This is a genomic window from Xanthomonas sp. MUS 060 (assembly GCF_000963215.1).
In the GTDB taxonomy this organism is placed as follows: Bacteria; Pseudomonadota; Gammaproteobacteria; order Xanthomonadales; family Xanthomonadaceae; genus Xanthomonas_A.
The window spans coordinates 157598-178746 of record NZ_JZIM01000004.1; the positions used below are offsets into that span (position 1 = coordinate 157598).

The window sequence follows — 21149 nt, forward strand, 5'->3', positions numbered from 1 at the left end:
GGAGGCGACATTTCACGGAATTGCACATGCGGACCCATGCTTTGCCGCTCGCGCTGGCGGCGAGTTTACTCTGCGCACCGTCGGCGTTCGCGCTTTCCGAATTCGGCATGGAAGGCATGGGCGTGGTCTCCACCGTCGCCGAGGAGACCCGCGCCAGCGTCGCGGCGAATGGCCAGCACATCGTCTGGGCCAGCCCTGACCGTGCCGGCGGCCCTGGCGGCGGCGATCTCTGGCAGGCCGTGCTGCGCGACGGTCGCTGGAGCGAGCCACAGCCGCTGCCGCCACCGGTGAATTCGGCCAGCGCCGAGACCGATCCATTTTTCAGCGCCGACGGGCGATGGCTGTATTTCGCCTCCGAGCGTCCCGGTGGATATGGCGGCAGCGATCTGTATCGCGCGCCGGTGCTGGCCGACGGCCGCTATGGTGCCCCGCAAAATCTGGGGCCGGCAGTGAATTCGCGCGGCGACGAACGCGCACCGACGCTCTCGCTGGACGGAACGCGGCTCTTGTTCGCCAGCACAGGGCACGGCGGTGCAGGCGGCATGGACCTGTTCGTCGCACGCCTGGACGGCCAGACGTTCGCGCACCCGCACGCGCTGGCCGGGGTCAACAGCGCCGACGACGAGACCGATGCAGCCTGGCTGGGCGATGGCCGCGCGCTGCTGTTTACCCGCGCACGCGAGGGCCAGGGCAGCCAGGTGCTGCTCGCGCAATGCGCCGACGGACGCTATGCGTCACCGCAACCCCTGGCGCTGTCGTTCAACAGCGCCGATGGCCACACCGCTGGTGCCGTGCTGGACGCCTCCAAACCAGGCGAACTGCTGCTGAGCGGCAGCGCGCGTGCGCCGAAGGCCGGCAAACGCGACGTGTATCGGATGAAAACCCCACGTGTCAGCGGCAGCGGCGACTGCATGGAAACCCGTTGAGCGGCGATCGCGTCGTGGCTAATCGCTGAACGCCATCGCGCCTGGCCATGCCATCGGCATGCGAGGCAGCGATAGCCGGCGTGGCATCGCGCATCGCTGACCTGATTGCATGCACAGCGGTTGCTCAGACCAGCAACACCACGCCGGCACGACCACGCCAGCCGGCTCAGTACACGTCGCGCCGATAGCGGCCGGCCGTGCTCAGCGCGTCGAGGGCGTCCTCGCCCAGGATCTCGTGCAAGGCGGCCTCCACGCCACACGCCATGCCGTCCAGACTGCCGCAGACATACACGGTGGCACCGCGCGCGATCCAGTCGCGCACCGCTCCGGCCGCCTCACGCAAGCGATCCTGCACATACTGCTTGCCCGCTTGGTCGCGCGAAAACACCAACTCCAGACGTTGCAGATGACCACTGGCCTGCCATGCCTGCAGTTCATCGGCGAACAACGCATCGTGCGCCGCATTGCGTTCGCCGAACAGCAACCAATGCCCATGCACACCGGCCTGTTCGGCCTCGCGCAACAAGCTGCGTAAGCCGGCGATGCCGGTACCGTTGCCGATCAACAGCATCGGCACAGCGCCCTGGCGACGGAAACCGGGATTGGCGCGTATCCGTGCCCGCAGCAGCGCATTCGCCGGCGCATGCAGACACAACCAGCCCGACCCCAGGCCGACACAACCGTCATCGCACAGATGCAGCCGCACCACCAGCTGCAACACGCCATCGGCCAGAGTCGAGGCAATCGAATACTCGCGTAACGGCAACCGCGGCAGTGTCTGGAACCAATCCTGCAATGCCTGCGTCGGCGCCACCGGCGGCGACAGCACGCGATCGGCCAGCGCCTGCCACAGCGGTCGCGATATGCCGTCGGCTTGCACCAGTGCGTCCGCGTCCAGCGCCTGCGCGGCGAGCCAGGCACGCACCGCGTGCTCGGCATGGCAAGGCTGCACTTCCAGAATGTCGCCGGCCTGCCAGTGCGCCGACGCTGGCGGGGCCAGGACGATCCACCACAGCGGCGCCCCGGCACTGCCAGGATTGAGCAAGCGCCGCTCGACCAGACGCCAGTCCAACGGCTCCGGCGCCTGTAACGCTGGCGTCGCCATCGCCCGCCCGGTGAGATCGGACAGCTGCCGCTGCCACTGCGCCAGTGCCTGCGGGTCGGCGCGATCCACCTCCAGCGTCGGGAACAGTGCCTGTGCACCCTGCGCGTCCAGCCATTGCTCCAGTTGCCGCGCGAATCCGCAGAACTGCGGGTAGTGACGATCACCCAGCGCCAATACCGCATAGCGCAACTCAGGCAGGGCCTGAACCTGACGCAGCACGCGCTTGGCAAAGCCGCGCGCCGCATCCGGCGCCTGGCCGTCACCGAACGTGCTGACCACGAACAACGCGCGCTGCCGCGTGCGCAACTGCGCCGCATCCAACTGCGCCAACGCGCGCACCTGTACCACCAGACCAGCGGCCTGCAGGTGGCTCGCCGCTTCCCAGGCCAGGCGTTCGGCGAAACCGCTCTGACTGGCGAAACCCACCAGCCAGTCACCGGAGCCCGTTGCCGACGGCACTGCCAGATCACCGCGTACGCTGCGCAACGCACGCTGTTTGCGGCGTCGGTCCAGGTACAACATCCAGCCGGTGATGAAGAACAGGGTCATGCACAGGCTCGACAGCAGCATCGCCAACCGGCCCGGCAGGCCGAAGAAACTGCCGGTATGCAGCGCAAACATGCTGGTCAGCAGTTGTCGTCCCAGCGGTTGCTGCCGGTAGTCCTGGCGGCGCTCGATCAAGCCACTGGACGGATCGATCTCCACGCTGTCATAGGCCCGGCTATGTGCCGGATCCGGTGACAGGTAACGCGCGATCACCGGTTGCGCGCGACGGCTGGGCAGGCGCACGTCCAGATAGGCGCGATGCGCGGCCGGCAGCGTATTCAGCGCGGCCTGCAACCGCGCATAGTCGATCACCGGCGGCGAACCGCCATCATCGCCCTCCTTGGATGCCAGCTCGCCCCCCAGCATCGCCACCAGTCCCTGTCGGTACCAATCGTAGGACCAGTACAATCCGGTCGCCGCCGTCATCAGATACATCACCAGACACCAGGTGCCGGCCACCGAGTGCAGGCTCCACAAAAAACTGCGCCCCTGCCGCGTCCACTCCACCACCCACCATGCGCGCCAGTTCCACCAACGCCGCGGCCAGCGCAGGTACAGGCCGGACAGGCAAAAAAAGCACAACGCGATGACGCAAGCACCGGTGACGGCCTTGCCGCGCTCGCCAGCGGCCAAGCGTCGATGCAGGTTCTCCACGAACGCGAAGAAGCCGCTCAGACGCGGCGCCGCCACGACCGCGCCGGTGTAGGGATCGAAGTACATCCGTCCGCCCTGGTACCCAGGCAGGCGTAGGTTCGACGGGCGCGTGCCGGTGGGATCGACCAGTAACCGGTTGGTCCGATGCGCGCCGTCCAGATCCAGCCGCCGCGCCAATTCCGACAACGGCAGCGGCTGTTCGCCGGCCGCATACCGCGCCGCCGTGGCAGCCAACGGCGGATTGACCAAGCGCACGATCTCATCCTCGAACGCGAGCGTTGCCCCACTCAGCCCCATGACCGATAGCACCACCCCGGCACTGATACCGAGCAGCCAATGCAATTGGAACAGCAACCTCTTGATCACGGCGCAAAGCGGAACGGAGAAAGATCGGGCATTTTAAATGAGAATGCTTATCGAATTCGACAACTCATTTATGAATTTCGTCAGCAAACAATCGTGATGGAAAACTTTTCCGATCACATCAAACTGTCGCCAAAGCGTCACCCATCCCGTTCACTTTCTTCCCCTCACTTCTTATGAAACGAAAGCGAGGTTGCGTATGTCCGTTTCCCTGCGCAGTTGTGCCGTGTTGCTGGCGCTGTTCGCGGCGCATGCGGCGAACGCCGCCACCGGTTGCCCCGCGCTCTATGCCGACGGCCAGGCACCGACGGTGGACGCGTCGATCAGCGCACGCACTACCGAGGTATGCCACACCGAGTATGTCCTGTTCGCCTCCGGGGTGACCAAGGGCCCGCTGTACTCGGCCGAGCACCTGACCGACCAACAAGTCGCCGGCGCCGAGCAGATCGGTCGAGTCGGTAGCTTCCACGAGGAAACCGCCATCCCCGTCGCGGATCGCTCCAGGAGCTCGGACTACACCAATTCCGGCTACGACCGCGGCCACATGACGCCGGCGGGCGATGCCTCCACCATAAGCTCGGAAAAGGAAACGTTCTCGATGGCCAATGTGGTGCCGCAGAACCACGTGCTCAACACCGGCGAATGGGCGCGGATTGAAGAACAGGTACGACAGCTGGCCACGCAGCGCGGCGAAATCTACGTGGTGACCGGACCCGTGTTCGACAGCGGCACCCGCAGCGGCATCGGCAACGACAACGTGCAGGTACCGGACGCGGTGTGGAAAGCGGTCTACGTGCCGGACGTGGGCGCGGCCGCCTACCTGTGCGTGAACGACAGCAGCATCCAGTGCGAAGTGGTCTCGATCAACGACCTGATCGCCATGACCAAGCTGGATCCGTTCCCGTCGCTGAGTGCGAGCATGAAGGCCAATCCGATCACATTGACCCTGCCGTGATCGCGGTGACTGCGCAATCCACCGCCACAGCGCCGTGATCCAGACCAGCGCGCTGTCAGGTCAGCGCAGGCTACCCCATCGCCGAGGTGTGGCGGTTTCGATACACCACCACACCGTCACCAGACCTCAGCGGGTCTCGCGCAGCCAGCGCGCCACCTGCGGTGCGAAATAGGTCAGCACGCCGTCGGCGCCGGCGCGCTTGAACGCCATCAGCGATTCCAACACACAGGCGCGCTCGTCCAGCCAACCGTTGCCGGCCGCCGCCTTGAGCATCGCGTACTCGCCACTGACCTGATAGGCGAAGGTCGGCACCCGGAAGGTGTCCTTCACCCGCCGCACCACATCCAGATAGGGCATGCCCGGCTTGACCATCACCATGTCCGCGCCTTCCTCCAGGTCCAGCGCGATCTCACGCAGCGCCTCGTCGCCGTTGGCCGGGTCCATCTGGTAGGTGGTCTTGTCGGCCTTGCCGAGGTTGCCGGCGCTGCCGACCGCCTCGCGGAACGGGCCATAAAAAGCCGAGGCGTACTTGGCCGAATAGGCCATGATGCGCACGTGCAGCTGCGCATCGGCATCCAGCGCGCGGCGGATCGCACCGATGCGACCGTCCATCATGTCCGAGGGCGAGACGATGTCCGCGCCAGCCTGCGCATGCGACAACGCCTGTTGGACCAGCGCCTCGACAGTGACGTCGTTGAGCACATAGCCACGCGCGTCGATGATGCCGTCCTGGCCGTGGGTGGTGTACGGATCCAGCGCCACGTCGGTCATCACCCCAAGCTCCGGAAAGCGGGCTTTCAGCGCCCGCACCGCGCGCTGTGCCAGGCCGTCGGGGTTCCATGCCTCGGCCGCATCCAGACGCTTGCTGGCCGGGTCGATCACCGGGAACAGATCGATCACCGGAATCCCCAGCTCCAGCGCCAGTTCGGCCTCCTGCAGCAACGCCTGGATCGACAACCGTTCCACCCCGGGCATGGCGGCAATCGGTGCGCGACCGGGTAGTTCATGTACGAACACCGGCCAGATCAGGTCGTCGACGGTCAAGGTGTGTTCGCGCATCAGACGACGCGAGAACGCATCGCGGCGCATGCGCCGAGGGCGATAGTGGGGATGCGCCACGGGCAGATTCCTGGAGAACGGATACGGAGCATGGCGGAAGTGGCCCGGCACTACCAGACACACCTCGCCAGCATCGGCGTGCATGCGAGTCGGCCCGCCATCGACTGCGGCATGTGACTGCGGCCGATGGCGCACGCGGCACGACGGCAAAGCACCTCGCACACACAACGGATCAGATCACCCCGCCCCCCAGGCTCAGGCGGATCACGCCGACCACCATCGCCAGCCCATTGAGTAACAGGCCGGCCTTGGCGCGGCCACGGTTCGGCGCCTGGGTGAAGAGCAGGCCGACCGCCGCGATGACCGCCCCGACCGCCGCGAACGGAATCACAAACCAATTCCCCCAGCCCAGCAAGGGCAAGAAGGCCAGGATCATCCACAGCAACGCCACGATGCCCCACAACAGACTGATCACACCCATGCCAGGCTCCACAAGCACACTGACCGCGACCATAGCATCTGCGGCAAACCTTTCAAGACCACACCTGGCAAGGCATGGCCGACACACACATCACAGTGAACGACGACGGGTTCGGCGCGATTCACTCGGCCCGCCTATGATCGCGTGGTGATCCGCCCACGGAGGTAATGCCATGCACGTGCGTCCGTTGTTGCCGCTGGCCCTGCTGTTCGCGCTGGCCGGCTGCGCCAGTTCTTCCAAAGTGATGGTCGGTGCGGCGCGTCCAGCCATCGACCCGGCCCTGGTGCAGATTTATTCGACCCCGCCAGCGGGCGCGGTCGATATCGCCCAATTGGAAGCCTCCAGCGCGGCAGGCTTCGGGACCCAGGGCCAGACCGACGCGGCGCTGGCGCGACTCAAACAGGAGGCGGCCAAACTCGGTGCCAACGGCGTGGTGCTGATGGGTGTGAGTTCGCAACGCTCCGGCGGCGGCGTCTCGCTCGGCGGCGGCAGCTATGGCGGACACGTCGGCGGCGGCCTGGGCATCGGCATCCCGACGACACAGAAACACGCCGCCGGAATGGCGATCTGGGTACCGCCAGGCGCAAGCAAACCGGCAACGCCACCCCACACCGGGCAATGAAGCCGATGGCATCGCGGGTTGACTGAAACAGGGCAGCAGGTGGATGGCAGCAAGCGGACGTTGCGCCTGCCTATGCCATCCGCCCTGCCCTCGCTGGCAGACGCCGGCCTCAACCGACACGGCGACATCCGCTGCGGGATCGCTCTCGGTTACGTGGACATCGTGATCCTGGCCGACCGCGCCGCGCCGACAACCTCGCGTGTGTGAGCTCAAGGTTTCAGACAGCGCGCCAGAAACGCCTCGGTGGTGCGGTAGCGATGCAAGGCATTGGTACCGGATAGACCGTGCTTGGCACCGGGATAGGTCATCAGCTCGAACAGCTTGCCGCGCTTTTGCAACTCGCTCATCAGCGAAGTGGAATTGGCAAACAACACGTTGTCATCGGCCATCCCGTGAATCAGCAGCAATGGCGAGGTCAGGCCATCCAGGTGCGCGGCCACGCGACCGTCGCGGTAGCCGTCCGGATTGGCTGCCGGCAGGTTCATGTAGCGCTCGGTGTAGTGGCTGTCGTACAACGCCCAATCGGTGACCGGCGCACCCGCCACACCGCACGCGTAGGCCTGGCTGTGTTTGGCCAGCAGCATCAGCGTCATATAGCCACCGTTGGACCAGCCGTACACACCGATACGCGCCGCATCCGCCCATGGCTGCGCCTTCAACCAGGCAATCCCGCGCAGTTGGTCGTCCACTTCCACCGTGCCCTGACGCGCATACAGTGCGCCACCGAAGTCGCGGCCACGGCGTGGCGTGCCGCGATTGTCGAGCGAGAACACCACGTAGCCGTGCTGGGCTAGATACTGGTCAAACAGTGCATCGCCGCGTCCAGGCCAACTATCGAGCACGGTCTGTGTCGCCGGACCGCCGTAGACGTAAACCACGACCGGATAGCGCTTGCCAGGATCGAAATTGATCGGCTTGATAAGCCGGTAATGCAGCAGCGTTTTGCCATCGGCGGCGGTCAGGCTGCCGAACTCGACTGGGCGCTGCGCATCGCGGTACTTGGCATAGGGATGCTGCGGATCGGCCAGATCGTTGACCAGGAGCGTGGCGATTTTTTCGCCACTGGCGCGAAACAGCGCGATCTGCGGCGGCGTGGTGGTGTTGGACCAATGATCGACGTAAACGCTGGCGTTGGTGGCGAAGCTGGCCGCATGGGTGCCGTCGGGCTGGGACAATCTTTGGATCGCGCCACCAGACAGCGGTACCGCATAGATATTGGTCTGGGTTGGCGACTCCTTGGTGGCCGAGAAATAGACCTTGCCTGCGTTCTCGTCCACTGCGAGCAATTCGTCCACGACCCATTCGCCCTGCGTCAGGGGATGCAAGCTGCGGCCATCTGCCGAGGCCAGGTACAGGTGTTCATAACCACTGCGCTCGGACCCCCAGATGAAGCGCCCGTCCCTGAGGAAGTACAGATCGTTGGTGAGCGGCACCCAGGTCTTGCTGGTCTCCGTGACCAATACGCGCTGCTTGCCGTTAGCCAGCGTGGCTTCGATTAATTCCAGTCGCTTCTGGTCACGCGACTGGCGCTGGAAAGTCAGCCGTTGCGGATCGCGCCAGTCCACCCGCGCCAGGTAGATATCCGGGTTCTTGCCCAGGTCGACCCACTGCGGCTGAGCGTCCGCGTGCGGCGCGATCACGCCCAGCTTGATCTTGACGTTGGGCTGCCCAGCCTGTGGATAGCGCTGTTGCACCACATCGCTGTGGTCGGCGTAGACCTCCTGACGCTTCTGCACCGGCACATCGGTTTCGTCGATGCGCGCGAAAGCAATCGCCGAGTCATCCGGCGCCCACCAGTAGCCAGTGTGGCGATCCATTTCCTCGTCGGCGACGAACTCGGCCACACCATTGCCGATGATCTCACTGCCGTCGTGGGTCAGCGCAGATTGCTGACCGCTAGCCAGATCGATCACCCACAGATTGCGTCCACGCACGAAGCTCACGTAGCCGCCCTTGGGCGAAATCTTCGGATCGGTGGCGAAACCTTCGCCATGGGTCAGCTTGCGCACCGCCGCGCTGCCGGTCTTGGACAAGTCGTACAGATACAGTTCGCCGCCCAGCGGGAACAGCAGCGCGTGCGCATCCGGCGCCCACTGATACTCGACGATGCCAGTGTAGGCCGCGATGCGCTGGCGCTCGCGCCGCGCTTTTTCTTCGTCGCTCAGGGTCTCGGTGCCGGGTAACACCAGCTTGGAATCGACCAGCAGGCGGGTCTGGCCGCTGGCGATGTCGTACTCCCACAGGTCAAGCTGGTTGCGGTTGCTGTCCTTGCCGCGCAGGAAGGTCACCCGCGAGCCATCCGGCGCCACTTTGGGCTTCATCAGCGTTGGCCCGGACAACGGCTTGCTGCCGGTGATGGCCTCCAGGGTCAGTTTTTCGGCATGTGCGGGGACGACAGACATGGCAAGCACGAGGACAAGGGCGGCGAACAGAGAGCGCATGAAGGTTCCTGATGGAGCAGCAAGCGCGAGAATGATGCGCGTGCGCAGCGCATTTGAGAAGCGCGACGGCTCAGCGCTGGCCGAACAAGTGCTTGCGCTCGGCCTCGCTCAGCGGCTTGCCGGCGTTCGGATTGACCCGCTCCTTCAACGCATAGGCGCGCTGCGTGGCCGGACGCGCGGCAATCGCATCGTGCCAACGTTGCAGGTGCGGGAACGCGGCATAGTCCGGCATCAACCCGCTGTACACCTCGATCCACGGATAGCTCGCCATGTCGGCGATGCCGTATTCCTCGCCGGCCAGATACGCGCTGTGCGCCAGACGCGTGTCGAGCACACCGTGCAGACGCCGTACCTCGTTGCCATAGCGCTCGATCGCATAGCCGATCTTTTCCGGCGCATAGACGTTGAAATGGCCCATTTGCCCGGTCATCGGGCCGAGACCGGCCATCTGCCAGAACAACCATTCCAGCGCGACGCTGCGTTGACGCGAATCGCTCGGCAGAAAACGGCCGGTCTTCTCGGCCAGATACAGCAAGATCGCACCGGACTCGAACACGTGCTGCGGCGCGCCGCCATCGGCCGGCGCGTGATCGACGATAGCCGGTATCTTGTTGTTCGGCGAGATCGCCAGAAACGCCGGTTGGAACTGCTCGCCAGCGCCGATGTTGACCGGCTTGAGCGTGTAATCGAGCCCGACCTCCTCAAGGAACAGGGTGATCTTGTGCCCGTTGGGCGTCGGCCAGTAATACAGATCGATCATGAGCTCAGTCCTGTCTTGGAGAGGAACTGGCAGTGTAGCGGCCGCCTGCGCTTGGCAGCATTGGCGCAGGACGGTTACCCTGGCTGTTTGACGCAATGCGACATTCCGACCCATGACGCTCCAGCGCCCGCACCCTCGCCTGACTCCACTGTCCAGCCTGATCTTCGCCTCGCGCTGGCTGCAATTGCCGCTCTATCTGGGATTGATCGTGGCCCAGGGCGTGTACGTTTTTCTATTCGGCAAAGAACTATGGCACCTGATCCACGAAGCGCCGGGCCTGAGCGAGCAGCAAATCATGCTGATCGTGCTTGGCCTGATTGATGTGGTGATGATCTCCAACCTGCTGGTGATGGTGATCGTCGGCGGCTACGAAACCTTTGTCTCGCGGCTGCGCCTGGAAGGCCATCCCGACCAGCCGGAATGGCTGAGCCACGTCAACGCCAGCGTGCTGAAAGTGAAACTCGCGCTGTCGATCATCGGCATCTCCTCGATCCACCTGCTCAAGACCTTCATCGCCGTCGGCGCGCTCGGCGGTATGCCGCTGTGTTCACCGGACCAATTGGCGAGCGCCGCGGCGACAGTGGATCTGAAAAGCTGCGCGACACTGACCCACGACGGAGTTCTGTGGCAGACCATCATCCATGGCATCTTTATTCTGTCAGCGATCGGCATCGCCTGGACCGACCGGCTGATGGCCTCGCCAGCGAAACCAGCGCACTGACCAGCGTGCCCAGGGTCACGCTTTTTCCTCCATCCGACGAGGACTGGCACGCATGCAATACCAACGGATGCTAGATTGACTCACGCAGTGCGCTGACGGCAAGGGGAACGGGGATGCCGTCGCAAATACGCCAGCAACACCATCCGCATCGCGACATCGTCATCACCGGGGATCAGAGAAAAGCATGCCGCACGACACTACATTCGCCAGGACGCGCCAGATCGTCGCGACCCTGCTGCTGGCCACGCTAGCTGCGTGTTCCGAACAAGAAAAGTGACGGCAAGGGGAACGGGGATGCCGTCGCAAATACGCCAGCAACACCATCCGCATCGCGACATCGTCATCACCGGGGATCAGAGAAAAGCATGCCGCACGACACTACATTCGCCAGGACGCGCCAGATCGTCGCGACCCTGCTGCTGGCCACGCTAGCTGCGTGTTCCGAACAAGAAAAGGCCGCACCCGACGCCACACCGGCCACCGCCGCAGCAAGTGTGCCGACGACGCCCGCGGTCCCGGGCAACGTGCAATCGATGGACACCGAGCAATTGCGCGCTTCGGCCAGCGAGGCGCTACGCCAGAACCGCATGTATACGCCAGCCGGCAACAATGCCGTCGAATACTACTTGGCACTCCGCGACAAGCAGCCGGACGATGCCGGGGTGAAGAGCGCGCTGACCGATCTCATGCCGTACACCTTGATCGCCGCCGAACAGAGCATCAACCGCGAGGATTTCCCGGAAGCCCAGCGCCTCATCGGTTTGATCGAGAAGATAGACAGCCAGGCACCGGCCTTGCCACGGCTCAAGCAGGGCGTGAGCAAAGGCATGCAGACCGTGGCACAGCGTAGCCAGGAAGAAGCCGTAAAAGCCAAGAAAGCGGCCGAACAGAAAACCAAACTGGCCAGCGAGCAACAGAAACAGGCGCAACCGCAAACCAGCCAGGCACAGGCCTCGCAACAGATGGCCGCGCAACAGGAGGCCGCACGCCGCGAAAGCGCGCGCCAGGAAACACCACCCCAGCTCGCGCCCAGCACCACGGCTGCCGCGCCGCAACCGGCCGCGCAGCAACGAGCCGCGACGCCGGCTCCAGCGCCGACACCCGCCGCATCCACAGCCAGCGTGCAGGCGTTGCGTCCGATCAGTACTCCGGCACCTCGTTATCCGCCAGAAGCACTGCGCTCGGCCATCGCCGGCGAAGTGTTGGTGGAGATTACCGTCGGCACCGACGGCGCGGTCACCAACGCGCGCGTGTTGCGTTCCACCCCCGGGCATGTGTTCGACCACGAGGCGTTGAGCGCGACCAAGCGCTGGCGCTTCGAGCCGGTCAGCGCACCGATCACCACGCGACGCACACTGGCCTTCAACCCCGGCGGTTAAGAGTAAAAACGGCATCGCCGCCGGACCTGCGCGGGCAGTGCTCGGCCCCGTATACACGGCGGTTCCTGCGCACTGTCCGCCCCCAGCCGATAGCGACTGGCGAGGTTTTGTTCGCCACTCCAAGCCAACGCGACGCGCCATCGAGTCGTGCCCGGACAATCGATGCCGAGCACACCCGCCAACGACGCCAAGGCATGGAGAGCGCACGACCGCGTCCAGGGCACGCAGCACCTCAGCAGGCAGGCCGCATCCGCCAGCCGTTGCTATCCGGCAATCGCCAACTGCTCCTGGCGGTAACGGCGCACCGCAGCCAACCATAACAGTGCGGCCAAGCCGAAACCGGCGATCAGATACACCGCCCAGATCTGCGGGTCGATCGGCTCGCGGCGGATGATCTTCAGCAGCATCTGGTTCTGCGCCAAAAACGGCACCGCGAACTGCCATGGCATGGTTTTCAGCGGATACGCCATCAGCGCGTAACCGGGCAGCATCGGCAGCAGCATCAGCCAGGTCATGTGGCTCTGCGCCTCCTTCATGCTCTTGGCGGCTGCGGCCAGCACGATCAGCAGCGAGGTCCCGATGAACAACATCGGCAACAGCACGAACAGCATCTGCAACATCGCCACGACACTGACGTTGAGTTGCTGGCCGATGCCACTGGCGACTTGCGCGCTGAGCTTGAACGCGAGCAGGGTCAGCAGCAGCGAGACCAAACCGACCAGGCAGGCGGCGGCGATCTTGCCGCTGACGATGGCGCTGCGCGAGGCCGGCGTAGCCAGCAACGGCTCCAGCGACTGTCGCTCGCGCTCGCCAGCGGTGGCGTCGAGAATCAAGTGAGCACCACCGATGAACGAGGTGATGGTCAGCAGCACTGGCAGCAGCATCGCCAGCAATGCCGCACGCTTGGCTTCGGGCGTGGCCAGATCCTGGACAGCCACGTCCAGCGGTCGCGCGACCTGCGCATCGATCCCGCGCGCCATCAGCCGCAGCGCGCCGACCTGTTGGCTGTACATGCCAAGCGCCGCCTGCACCCGGGTGGTCGGGATATCGGCATCGCGGCGGGTGCTGTCCTTGATGATCTCCACCAGCGCCGGGTGTCCCTGGTGCCAGGCGTTCGGGTAGTCCTCGTCGATCTTCAACGCCAGATCCACGGTTTGACTGCGGATCGCTGCGCTCAGGTCCTTCGGGGGTGCGACCGCATGCAATCCCTGCATGGCGAGGAACGCCACCAAATTCGGCGCGCGCTCACGGCCGATGACCGGAATGTCCAGCGGTTTGTCGATCTGGGTGCGGACCCGGCTCTCGGCCAACGCCCCCATTCCTAGAATCAGCGCCGGATAGAGCAGCGGGCCGACCAACAACGCCAGCGCCAGAGTGCGGCGATCGCGCGAGAGGTCGCGCAGTTCCTTGCGCATCACGGTGAATACGGTGTGGAGCAGGCTCATGCGTGCAATCCTTCGTCGCCGCCGATCGCCTTGACGAAGGCGTCTTCCAGATTGTCTTCGCCGGTCAGCGCACGCAGCTCCTCAGCGGTGCCCGCGGCCACCACCGTGCCGTTGGCGACGATGACGATGCGATCGCACAGCGCCGCCACCTCCTGCATGATGTGGCTGGAAAAGATCACGCAGCGTCCTTGCGCGCGCAGTCCGCGCAGGAAACCGCGCAGCGCACGGGTCGTCATGACGTCCAGGCCGTTGGTGGGTTCGTCGAGGATCACATTGCGCGGATCGTGGACCAGCGCGCGCGCAATCGCGGTCTTGGTGCGCTGGCCCTGGCTGAAGCCTTCGGTCTGCCGGTCGAGGATATCGTCCATGTCCAGCGCCGCCGACAACAACCGGGTGCGCTCGGCAATCCGCGCCGCCGACAAACCATGCAGTTCGCCGAAGTAGGCGATGTTCTCGCGCGCGGTCAAACGCTTGTACACACCGCGCGCGTCTGGCAGCACGCCCAGCGCACGCCGCACCGCCAACGGATCTTCGGCGACGTCGATGCCATCCACGCGCACCTGGCCCTGGTCGGGGGCCATCAGCGTATAGAGCATGCGCAAAGTGGTGGTCTTGCCGGCGCCGTTGGGACCGAGCAAGCCGGTGATCTGGCCATCTGCGGCCTCGAAGCTGACCCCCCGCACCGCCTGCACGCGACCGGCCTTGGTCTTGAATGCCTTATGCACGTTGTCGACAAGAATCATGCACAGCTCTCCCGGTCTAACGATGCCCAGCTCATGGTTCCCATCCATTGAATGAAGTGAAGGCAGGCACGCCACGCATCGCATCCAGGCAACTGGCCTCGAGGTGCTTGGCATCGGCGGTTTCGAAGAACCGACCCAATAACTTGGGCATGCACCCCAGGGTCATGGTGCCGTGCCCCTGTCCGCGCAGCAGCAGATGGCGGCCGTTGGGCAGATCGCGCAGCACGCGCTCGGCATAGCGCGGCGGGGTCACCGGATCCAGCTCGCCCGAGGTCAGCAACACCGGCAGGTCGGAGTTCAACGGCGCGGTGAAATCGGCGGGGCGGGTGCCCGTCGGCCAGGCCGGGCAGGCGGCGAAAAACATCCGCGCCACCTCCGGCCCGAGCAGGGTGTCGTGCCGTGCCGGTGCGCGGTAACGGTCGGCGTCTTCGGCGCAGATCACCGACCACTGCATGCCACGGTTCATTTGATCCTGCATCTGCAAGTCCATCATCCGTGCCAGGGACATCAACGGCGCATAGCGACCATGGGCGGCCTCGTCCAGGGTCAGCGGCAGCAACGCGGAGGTTTGCGGCGCATAGGAAAAGGAAAACGCCAGGCTGGTGACGGTATCGGCAGTGACCTGATCGTGCGTACTCTGACCACTGGCCGGGTCGCGATAATCCACCGCCACCGGCGTCTGCCGCAGCCGCTCCACCACCGTGCGCAACTGCATGCGCGTATCGACCGGGAAGCGTTTGGCGCACGCCGGCGTGGCCTTGCACTGCTGCGCCTGCAGGGTGATCGCATCTTCGAAGGTCGTGGCGAATTCGCCGCCGACCACCAGATCGTTCGGCACCACGCCATCGAGTACCACGCTGCGCACGTGCGCCGCATAGCCACGCGCGTACTGCTGAGCGACACGGGTGCCGTAGGAGCCCCCGATGAGATTGATCTTGTCCACGCCCAGCGCTGCGCGCACCGCATCCAGATCGGCAATCGCCTGAGTGGTGGTGTAGTGACGCGGGTCGGCGCGCCCCTTGAGCGATTGCGCGCAACGCCTGGCGTCATCGAGTACTTCTGCAGGGCTGGGCGCGCGCACCGAGTCGGCCGGCGGCAAGGTCTTACCGTCCGCGCCGAGGCAGGTCAACGGATTGGACTGCCCGGTGCCGCGCTGATCGATCAGGAACACATCGCGGCGCTTACGCGTTTCGTGCAATGCCAGATCGACAATGCTGGCAACCTGAGTGGCAGCCTGACCCGGGCCGCCGGCCAGGAAGAACACCGGGTCCGGGTCGCTGCTGCCCTGCCCGGTCACCGGCAACCAGGCGATGTTGAGCGCGATCTTGCGCCCGTTCGGTGCGGCCGGATTCTCCGCCACCGGCATGCGCGTGCACTGCGCTTCGACGTTGTTGGCCGCAAGCGGACTGGTCAATGTGCAAGGATGGAAGCGCAGCACGCCGTAGCTGCGTCCCGGCGTCTGCGGTGCCGGCGCCGGCGCCGGATTGGCCTGGCAAGCGGCCAGCAAAAGGGTGGCCGCCATGATCGCCAACGGCGTGGAACGGTATCGCATGGGTCGCATCCTTGAGGTCATGCCGCGCGGGGTGCCATCCTGGAGCATGACCTCGTTGCTGCGCAATGGCCAGCGGGACGGAACAGCGACGACGGTGGGCCGCCATGCGGCGGCGACATACTCAATTACTGCTGACGTACTTCTCGCGGCGAATGTGCTGCACCGGCAGGCCAGCGTCTTTCAACGCCTCGAAGCAGGCATCGACCATGTTCGGGTTGCCGCATAGATACGCAATATCGCCCTCGGCCTGCGGTGCAAATTCCGACAACCATTGCTGTACATACCCATGGCGTACATCGGCATGCGGCGCTTGCGGCAATTCGCGCGAAAAACACGGCACGAAGCGGAAACGCGGATGCGCGTCGGCAAAGGCACGGAACTCATCGCCATACAGCAATTCGTCCGGTGTCCGTGCGCCCAGCAGCAGCACCACCTCCACGCCGCGTTCGGCCATCGCCTTCTCCAGCAACGGCAGCATCGAGCGATACGGCGTGACGCCGGTACCGGTGGCAATCAACAGGTAACGGCGGTTGGTCTCCTCCGGCTGCAAACAGAAACGCCCAAAGGGGCCGCTCGCCACCACCTGACCACCGATTTCCAGCGCCTCGAACAAGGCGGTGGCCGCGCCGCCAGCGACAAAGCTCACCGCGATCTCCACCGTCGCATCGGCGGCCTGCGCCGGGTCGTGGCGAGTGGCCAGAGAATAGCTGCGCTTGGTGGCGGTGCCGTCGGCATACTGAAAATGCACCTGCACAAATTGGCCAGGCAGGAACGGCAACGGCTCTCCGTCGTCGCGAACGAAACGGTAATGGCCGACGGATGGCGCCAGCATGCGGCGATCGACCAACTTCAGCGGGAATTGGGCAGGCACGTCGTTGCAACAGTCTATGGCCGTGGGCGACGCCACGCGGTCTTCTATAATAGCCGCTGCACTTCTCCAGCGCCGTCGACGCGGCGCGAAGGCCTACTTTGACTCCCGCATCCCCTCTGCCCTCGCATTCCCCCACGCCCGCACTGCGGGTACGCGACCTGCGCAAGACCTACGACAACGGCGTGCAAGCATTGCGCGGCGTGTCGCTGGACGTGATGCCCGGCGACTTTTAGCACCACCTCCACGCCGCGTTCGGCCATCGCCTTCTCCAGCAACGGCAGCATCGAGCGATACGGCGTGACGCCGGTACCGGTGGCAATCAACAGGTAACGGCGGTTGGTCTCCTCCGGCTGCAAACAGAAACGCCCAAAGGGGCCGCTCGCCACCACCTGACCACCGATTTCCAGCGCCTCGAACAAGGCGGTGGCCGCGCCGCCAGCGACAAAGCTCACCGCGATCTCCACCGTCGCATCGGCGGCCTGCGCCGGGTCGTGGCGAGTGGCCAGAGAATAGCTGCGCTTGGTGGCGGTGCCGTCGGCATACTGAAAATGCACCTGCACAAATTGGCCAGGCAGGAACGGCAACGGCTCTCCGTCGTCGCGAACGAAACGGTAATGGCCGACGGATGGCGCCAGCATGCGGCGATCGACCAACTTCAGCGGGAATTGGGCAGGCACGTCGTTGCAACAGTCTATGGCCGTGGGCGACGCCACGCGGTCTTCTATAATAGCCGCTGCACTTCTCCAGCGCCGTCGACGCGGCGCGAAGGCCTACTTTGACTCCCGCATCCCCTCTGCCCTCGCATTCCCCCACGCCCGCACTGCGGGTACGCGACCTGCGCAAGACCTACGACAACGGCGTGCAAGCATTGCGCGGCGTGTCGCTGGACGTGATGCCCGGCGACTTTTTCGCCCTGCTTGGCCCCAACGGCGCCGGCAAATCCACCCTGATCGGCATCATCAGCTCGCTGGTCAACCTCAGCGCCGGTCAGGTCGAGGTGTTCGGCACCGACCTGAGTACCCAGCGCAGCGCCGCCATGCGCCTGATCGGCCTGGTGCCGCAGGAAATCAACTTCAACCTGTTCGAAAAACCATTCGACATCCTGGTCAACTACGCCGGTTTCTACGGCATGCCGCGCGCCGAGGCCGAACAACTGGCCGAGACGGAACTGCGCCGCGCGTACCTTTGGGAAAAAGCGCAGGTGATGAGCCGCACGCTGTCCGGGGGCATGAAGCGGCGCCTGATGATCGCCCGCGCGATGATGACCCGACCACGCCTGCTGATCCTCGATGAACCCACCGCTGGCGTGGACATCGAAATCCGCCGCGACATGTGGCGTGTTTTACGTGAGATCAACGCGGCGGGCACCACCATCATCCTGACCACGCATTACCTGGAAGAAGCGGAAAATCTGTGCCGCAATCTGGCGATCATCGACCGCGGCCACATCGTCGAACAAGGCCCGATGCGCGCATTGCTGGCCAAACTGGACGTGGAAGGTTTCCTGCTGGACATCGATGGCCAATTGCCGATGCAGTTGCCGAGCATCGAAGGCACCACCCTGTTGGCGCAGGACGCGCACACCCTGGACCTGGACATGCCACGCGCGATGGACCTCAACCGGGTGTTCGCCACACTCGACGATGCTGGCATCCGCGTGCGATCCATGCGCACCAAGAGCAACCGTCTGGAAGAACTGTTCGTCCGCCTCACCGGCGAACACCGCAACACCGGATCGGGCAATACCGCCGCGCCGCAACCGCCCGCCTCCTCCTGACCACACGGCGACGACCATGACCACGCCTCCCACATCCCCGCAACACTTCTCCGATCCCACCCCCGCGCAACGCAACTGGGTCGCCCTGCTGACCATCGTGCGCCGCGAGGTCAAGCGCATTCTGCGCATCTGGGGCCAGACCCTGGTGCCACCGGCGATCACCATGACCCTGTACTTCATGATCTTCGGTGGTTTGATCGGTTCACGCATCGGCGAGATGGGCGGCTACAGCTACATGCAGTTCATCGTGCCCGGCCTGGTGATGATGAGCGTGATCCAGAACAGTTACGGCAATATCAGTTCCTCGTTCTTCGGCGCCAAGTTCGGTCGCCATGTCGAGGAACTACTGGTCAGCCCGATGCCCAACTGGGTGATCTTGTGGGGCTACGTCGCTGGTGCGGTCCTGCGCGGGCTGATGGTCGGGGTCATCGTGCTGATCATCGCCATGTGCTTCACGCAGCTACACATTCCGCATCCGCTGGTGACATTGAGCACATTCCTGCTCGGCGCGATCATCTTCTCCCTGGCTGGCTTCATCAACGCGGTGTACGCGAAGAAGTTCGACGACGTGGCGATCGTCCCGACCTTCATCCTGACTCCCATGACCTACCTTGGCGGCGTGTTCTACTCGACCAAGCTGCTGCCGGGCTGGGCCGAGGCCGCCACCCACGCCAACCCGATCTTCTACATGGTCAACGCCTTCCGCTATGGCCTGCTTGGCACCAGCGACGTACCACTGTGGGTGGCCTATACGCTGATGCTGGGCTTCGTCGCGGCACTGGCGGCACTGGCGCTGTGGCTGCTACGACGCGGGGTCGGGTTGCGCAGCTGACAGTGGCGAACAAGACCGCATGCGCATCCTGATCCTCGGCGCCGGCGCGACCGGCGGTTACTTTGGTGGACGCCTCGCACAAGCGGGCGTCGATGTCAGCTTCTTGGTGCGGCCAGCGCGTGCGGCGCAATTGCGCGGCAACGGTTTGCGCATCCGCAGTCCGCATGGCGACGCAACGATCGCGGTGACCACACTCACCGCCGACACGTTGGTGTCGGTTGCCGATGCGCGGCCGTTCGATCTGCTGTTGCTCAGTTGCAAGGCCTACGACTTGGACAGCGCACTGGAGGCAGTCGCGCCAGCGCTGCACCCGGATACCTGCGTGCTGCCGATCCTCAATGGCCTGCGCCACTACCCACTGCTGGACGCCCGCTTCGGCGCCGAACATGTGCTGGGTGGACTGTGCTTCATCAATGCCGTGCTCGACCGCGATGGCACGGTACAGCATCTGGCCAAACCAGCATCGCTCACCTTCGGCGAGCGCGATGGACGCGGCAGTGACAGCCCGCGTGTGCGCGCCTTCGCCGCCGCCTGCACGCAGGCCGGACTGGATCACCTGGCCACACCACGGATCGCACAGGAACAATGGATCAAGTACACGTTCCTGACCGCGCTCGCCGCAGCGACCTGCCTGATGCGCGCACCGATCGGGGGGATCGTCGCCAGCGATGACGGCGTGGCACTGCTATGCGGGCTGTACGCCGAGTGCGTGGCCGTCGCCGACACCGCCGGCGAGCCGATCCCCGACGCGGCGCAGGCCAACGCACTGCACTTGTTGACCCGGCCCGGCTCGCCGATGAAAGCCTCGATGCTGCGCGATCTGGAAGCAGGACACCAAGTGGAAGCACAGCACATCGTCGGCGATATGTTGGCGCGTGCTCGCAACGCCGGTCACGCTGCGCCACTGCTGATGGCCGCTTACTGCCATCTACAGGCGTATCAGGCCACCCTATCTGCACCCTAGACGCTGCGTTGCACTGGCGTTGCCAGCCAATCGCATCCGAGCGTCAGCACGGCGCATGCAACCATCCTAGATACCCGCCGCTCCTACAACTGCCAGCCTGCACAACAGCGGGAATTGGAAATCCCGTTGTGCCCCAGAGGGCGACTCACGCCACGCCAGGCAAACGGAAAAACGCCCGCGCCGCTGCGGTACTGGTCATCGCGGTGGTCGCCACGTCCTCGCCACGGTCGCGGGCCAACTCCTCAACGATATGTGCCAGGAACGCCGGCTCGTTGCGTCGGTCTTTCGGTGTCGGCTTGAGCGTGCGCGGCAGCAGGTAAGGCGCATCGGTTTCGATCATCAACCGTGCAGCGGGAATGTGCCTGACCAATTCGCGCAAGTGCGCGCCACGGCGCTCGTCGCACAGCCAGCCGGTGATACCGATGTACCAATCGCGGTCAAGATAATCGAACAATTCCTCGCGCGTGCCGGTGAAGCAGTGCACCACCGCCGGACCGAGCCTGCCATCGAACTGCCGCATCAACGCCAGGAAATCGGCATGCGCATCGCGTTGATGCAGGAACAGCGGCTTGCCGATGTCGGCGGCCAGTTGCAGTTGCCGCTCGAAGGCGCGGTGCTGCGCCGGGCGTGGAGCAAAATCGCGGAAATAATCCAAGCCGCATTCGCCCACCGCCACTACCTCGGCATGGGTATGCAGCGCGCGTAGCTCGGCATCGCACTCGGCGGTGTATTCCAGCGCGTGGTGCGGGTGCACGCCGGCAGTGGCGTAGAGCAGGCCGGGATGCTGCTGCGCGAGTTGCAAGGCCAGCGGCGAGTGTTCGCGGCTGGCGCCAGTGACCACCATCTGCGCGACACCAGCGGCGCGGGCACGCTGCAGCACCGCGTCGCGGTCGCGATCGAAGGAGTCATGAGTAAGATTGGCGCCGATATCGATCAAGGTCATGCGGATACGC

The 21149-nt window shown here is 64.8% G+C and carries 19 protein-coding genes and 2 pseudogenes; 10 read left to right on the forward strand and 11 right to left on the reverse strand.

Annotated features, from left to right (window positions below; translation table 11 throughout):
• Positions 1–26 precede the first annotated feature (26 nt).
• Complete coding sequence (locus XANALMUS060_RS06655; RefSeq protein ID WP_045737700.1) at positions 27–926, forward strand: PD40 domain-containing protein; 900 nt, start codon at positions 27–29, stop codon at positions 924–926.
• Positions 927–1092: 166 nt separating this feature from the next.
• Here the strand turns inward: XANALMUS060_RS06655 and XANALMUS060_RS06660 are convergent, their stop codons facing one another.
• Positions 1093–3597, reverse strand: coding sequence for a sulfite reductase flavoprotein subunit alpha (locus XANALMUS060_RS06660; protein WP_045737701.1), 2505 nt, complete (start codon positions 3595–3597; stop codon positions 1093–1095).
• Positions 3598–3793: 196 nt separating this feature from the next.
• Between XANALMUS060_RS06660 and XANALMUS060_RS06665 the strand changes: the two genes are divergently transcribed.
• Entirely contained in the window at positions 3794–4549 is a 756-nt protein-coding gene (locus XANALMUS060_RS06665) for a DNA/RNA non-specific endonuclease (RefSeq protein WP_045737702.1), read from the forward strand.
• Positions 4550–4675: 126 nt separating this feature from the next.
• On the opposite strand, the gene hemB is transcribed toward XANALMUS060_RS06665, so the two are convergent.
• Positions 4676–5668: a porphobilinogen synthase gene (gene hemB / locus XANALMUS060_RS06670; protein WP_045737792.1), complete on the reverse strand. Its 993-nt coding sequence runs from the start codon at positions 5666–5668 to the stop codon at positions 4676–4678.
• Positions 5669–5840: 172 nt separating this feature from the next.
• A complete protein-coding gene (locus XANALMUS060_RS06675) occupies positions 5841–6089 on the reverse strand; it encodes a hypothetical protein (RefSeq protein ID WP_045737793.1) in 249 nt (82 codons plus the stop codon).
• A 172-nt stretch (positions 6090–6261) separates the two neighbouring features.
• Between XANALMUS060_RS06675 and XANALMUS060_RS06680 the strand changes: the two genes are divergently transcribed.
• Together XANALMUS060_RS06680 and XANALMUS060_RS22625 are read left to right on the forward strand one after the other, a co-directional pair.
• Complete coding sequence (locus XANALMUS060_RS06680) at positions 6262–6711, forward strand: hypothetical protein (protein WP_045737703.1); 450 nt, start codon at positions 6262–6264, stop codon at positions 6709–6711.
• Positions 6712–6783: 72 nt separating this feature from the next.
• Entirely contained in the window at positions 6784–6918 is a 135-nt protein-coding gene (locus XANALMUS060_RS22625) for a hypothetical protein (protein WP_255352353.1), read from the forward strand.
• A gap of 2 nt (positions 6919–6920) precedes the next feature.
• Here XANALMUS060_RS22625 and XANALMUS060_RS06685 read toward each other — a convergent pair whose 3' ends face one another.
• Positions 6921–9152, reverse strand: coding sequence for a S9 family peptidase (locus XANALMUS060_RS06685; protein WP_045737704.1), 2232 nt, complete (start codon positions 9150–9152; stop codon positions 6921–6923).
• A gap of 70 nt (positions 9153–9222) precedes the next feature.
• On the reverse strand, positions 9223–9912 hold the full coding sequence (locus tag XANALMUS060_RS06690; RefSeq protein ID WP_045737705.1) for a glutathione binding-like protein: 690 nt from the start codon (positions 9910–9912) through the stop codon (positions 9223–9225).
• Positions 9913–10024: 112 nt separating this feature from the next.
• Here XANALMUS060_RS06690 and XANALMUS060_RS06695 point away from each other — a divergent pair, with 112 nt between their 5' ends.
• Together XANALMUS060_RS06695 and XANALMUS060_RS06700 are read left to right on the forward strand one after the other, a co-directional pair.
• Positions 10025–10633: a TIGR00645 family protein gene (locus tag XANALMUS060_RS06695; protein WP_045737706.1), complete on the forward strand. Its 609-nt coding sequence runs from the start codon at positions 10025–10027 to the stop codon at positions 10631–10633.
• Between the two features lie 365 nt (positions 10634–10998).
• Positions 10999–12012, forward strand: a complete 1014-nt coding sequence (locus tag XANALMUS060_RS06700) for an energy transducer TonB (protein ID WP_045737707.1) — start codon at positions 10999–11001, stop codon at positions 12010–12012.
• Between the two features lie 263 nt (positions 12013–12275).
• Here XANALMUS060_RS06700 and XANALMUS060_RS06705 read toward each other — a convergent pair whose 3' ends face one another.
• From XANALMUS060_RS06705 to XANALMUS060_RS06720, 4 genes are all read right to left on the reverse strand, one after another.
• Entirely contained in the window at positions 12276–13466 is a 1191-nt protein-coding gene (locus XANALMUS060_RS06705; RefSeq protein ID WP_152640417.1) for an ABC transporter permease, read from the reverse strand.
• Positions 13454–14200: an ATP-binding cassette domain-containing protein gene (locus XANALMUS060_RS06710; protein WP_045737709.1), complete on the reverse strand. Its 747-nt coding sequence runs from the start codon at positions 14198–14200 to the stop codon at positions 13454–13456. The genes XANALMUS060_RS06705 and XANALMUS060_RS06710 overlap by 13 nt, the downstream gene beginning before the upstream one ends.
• Before the next feature lie 31 nt (positions 14201–14231).
• Positions 14232–15752, reverse strand: coding sequence for an alpha/beta hydrolase (locus XANALMUS060_RS06715; protein ID WP_045737710.1), 1521 nt, complete (start codon positions 15750–15752; stop codon positions 14232–14234).
• A gap of 121 nt (positions 15753–15873) precedes the next feature.
• Positions 15874–16584 carry an FAD-binding oxidoreductase gene (locus XANALMUS060_RS06720; RefSeq protein ID WP_045737794.1) on the reverse strand — a complete coding sequence of 237 codons (711 nt, stop codon included), beginning with the start codon at positions 16582–16584 and terminating at the stop codon, positions 15874–15876.
• Between the two features lie 137 nt (positions 16585–16721).
• On the opposite strand from XANALMUS060_RS06720, the pseudogene XANALMUS060_RS21850 reads away from it, so the two are divergent.
• Positions 16722–16853, forward strand: a pseudogene (locus XANALMUS060_RS21850) (ABC transporter ATP-binding protein); the annotation flags it as partial.
• Here XANALMUS060_RS21850 and XANALMUS060_RS06725 read toward each other — a convergent pair.
• Positions 16854–17261, reverse strand: a pseudogene (locus tag XANALMUS060_RS06725) (FAD-binding oxidoreductase); the annotation flags it as partial.
• A gap of 155 nt (positions 17262–17416) precedes the next feature.
• Between XANALMUS060_RS06725 and XANALMUS060_RS06730 the strand changes: the two are divergent.
• The 3 genes from XANALMUS060_RS06730 to panE are packed head-to-tail and all read left to right on the forward strand — an operon-like array spanning position 17417 to position 20196.
• A complete protein-coding gene (locus XANALMUS060_RS06730; protein WP_045737796.1) occupies positions 17417–18400 on the forward strand; it encodes an ABC transporter ATP-binding protein in 984 nt (327 codons plus the stop codon).
• Positions 18401–18416: 16 nt separating this feature from the next.
• Positions 18417–19232, forward strand: a complete 816-nt coding sequence (locus tag XANALMUS060_RS06735) for an ABC transporter permease (RefSeq protein ID WP_045737711.1) — start codon at positions 18417–18419, stop codon at positions 19230–19232.
• A 19-nt stretch (positions 19233–19251) separates the two neighbouring features.
• Positions 19252–20196, forward strand: a complete 945-nt coding sequence (gene panE / locus XANALMUS060_RS06740; protein WP_045737712.1) for a 2-dehydropantoate 2-reductase — start codon at positions 19252–19254, stop codon at positions 20194–20196.
• 145 nt (positions 20197–20341) lie between these two features.
• Here the strand turns inward: panE and XANALMUS060_RS06745 are convergent, their stop codons facing one another.
• Positions 20342–21139: a TatD family hydrolase gene (locus tag XANALMUS060_RS06745; protein WP_045737713.1), complete on the reverse strand. Its 798-nt coding sequence runs from the start codon at positions 21137–21139 to the stop codon at positions 20342–20344.
• Positions 21140–21149: the final 10 nt, after the last annotated feature.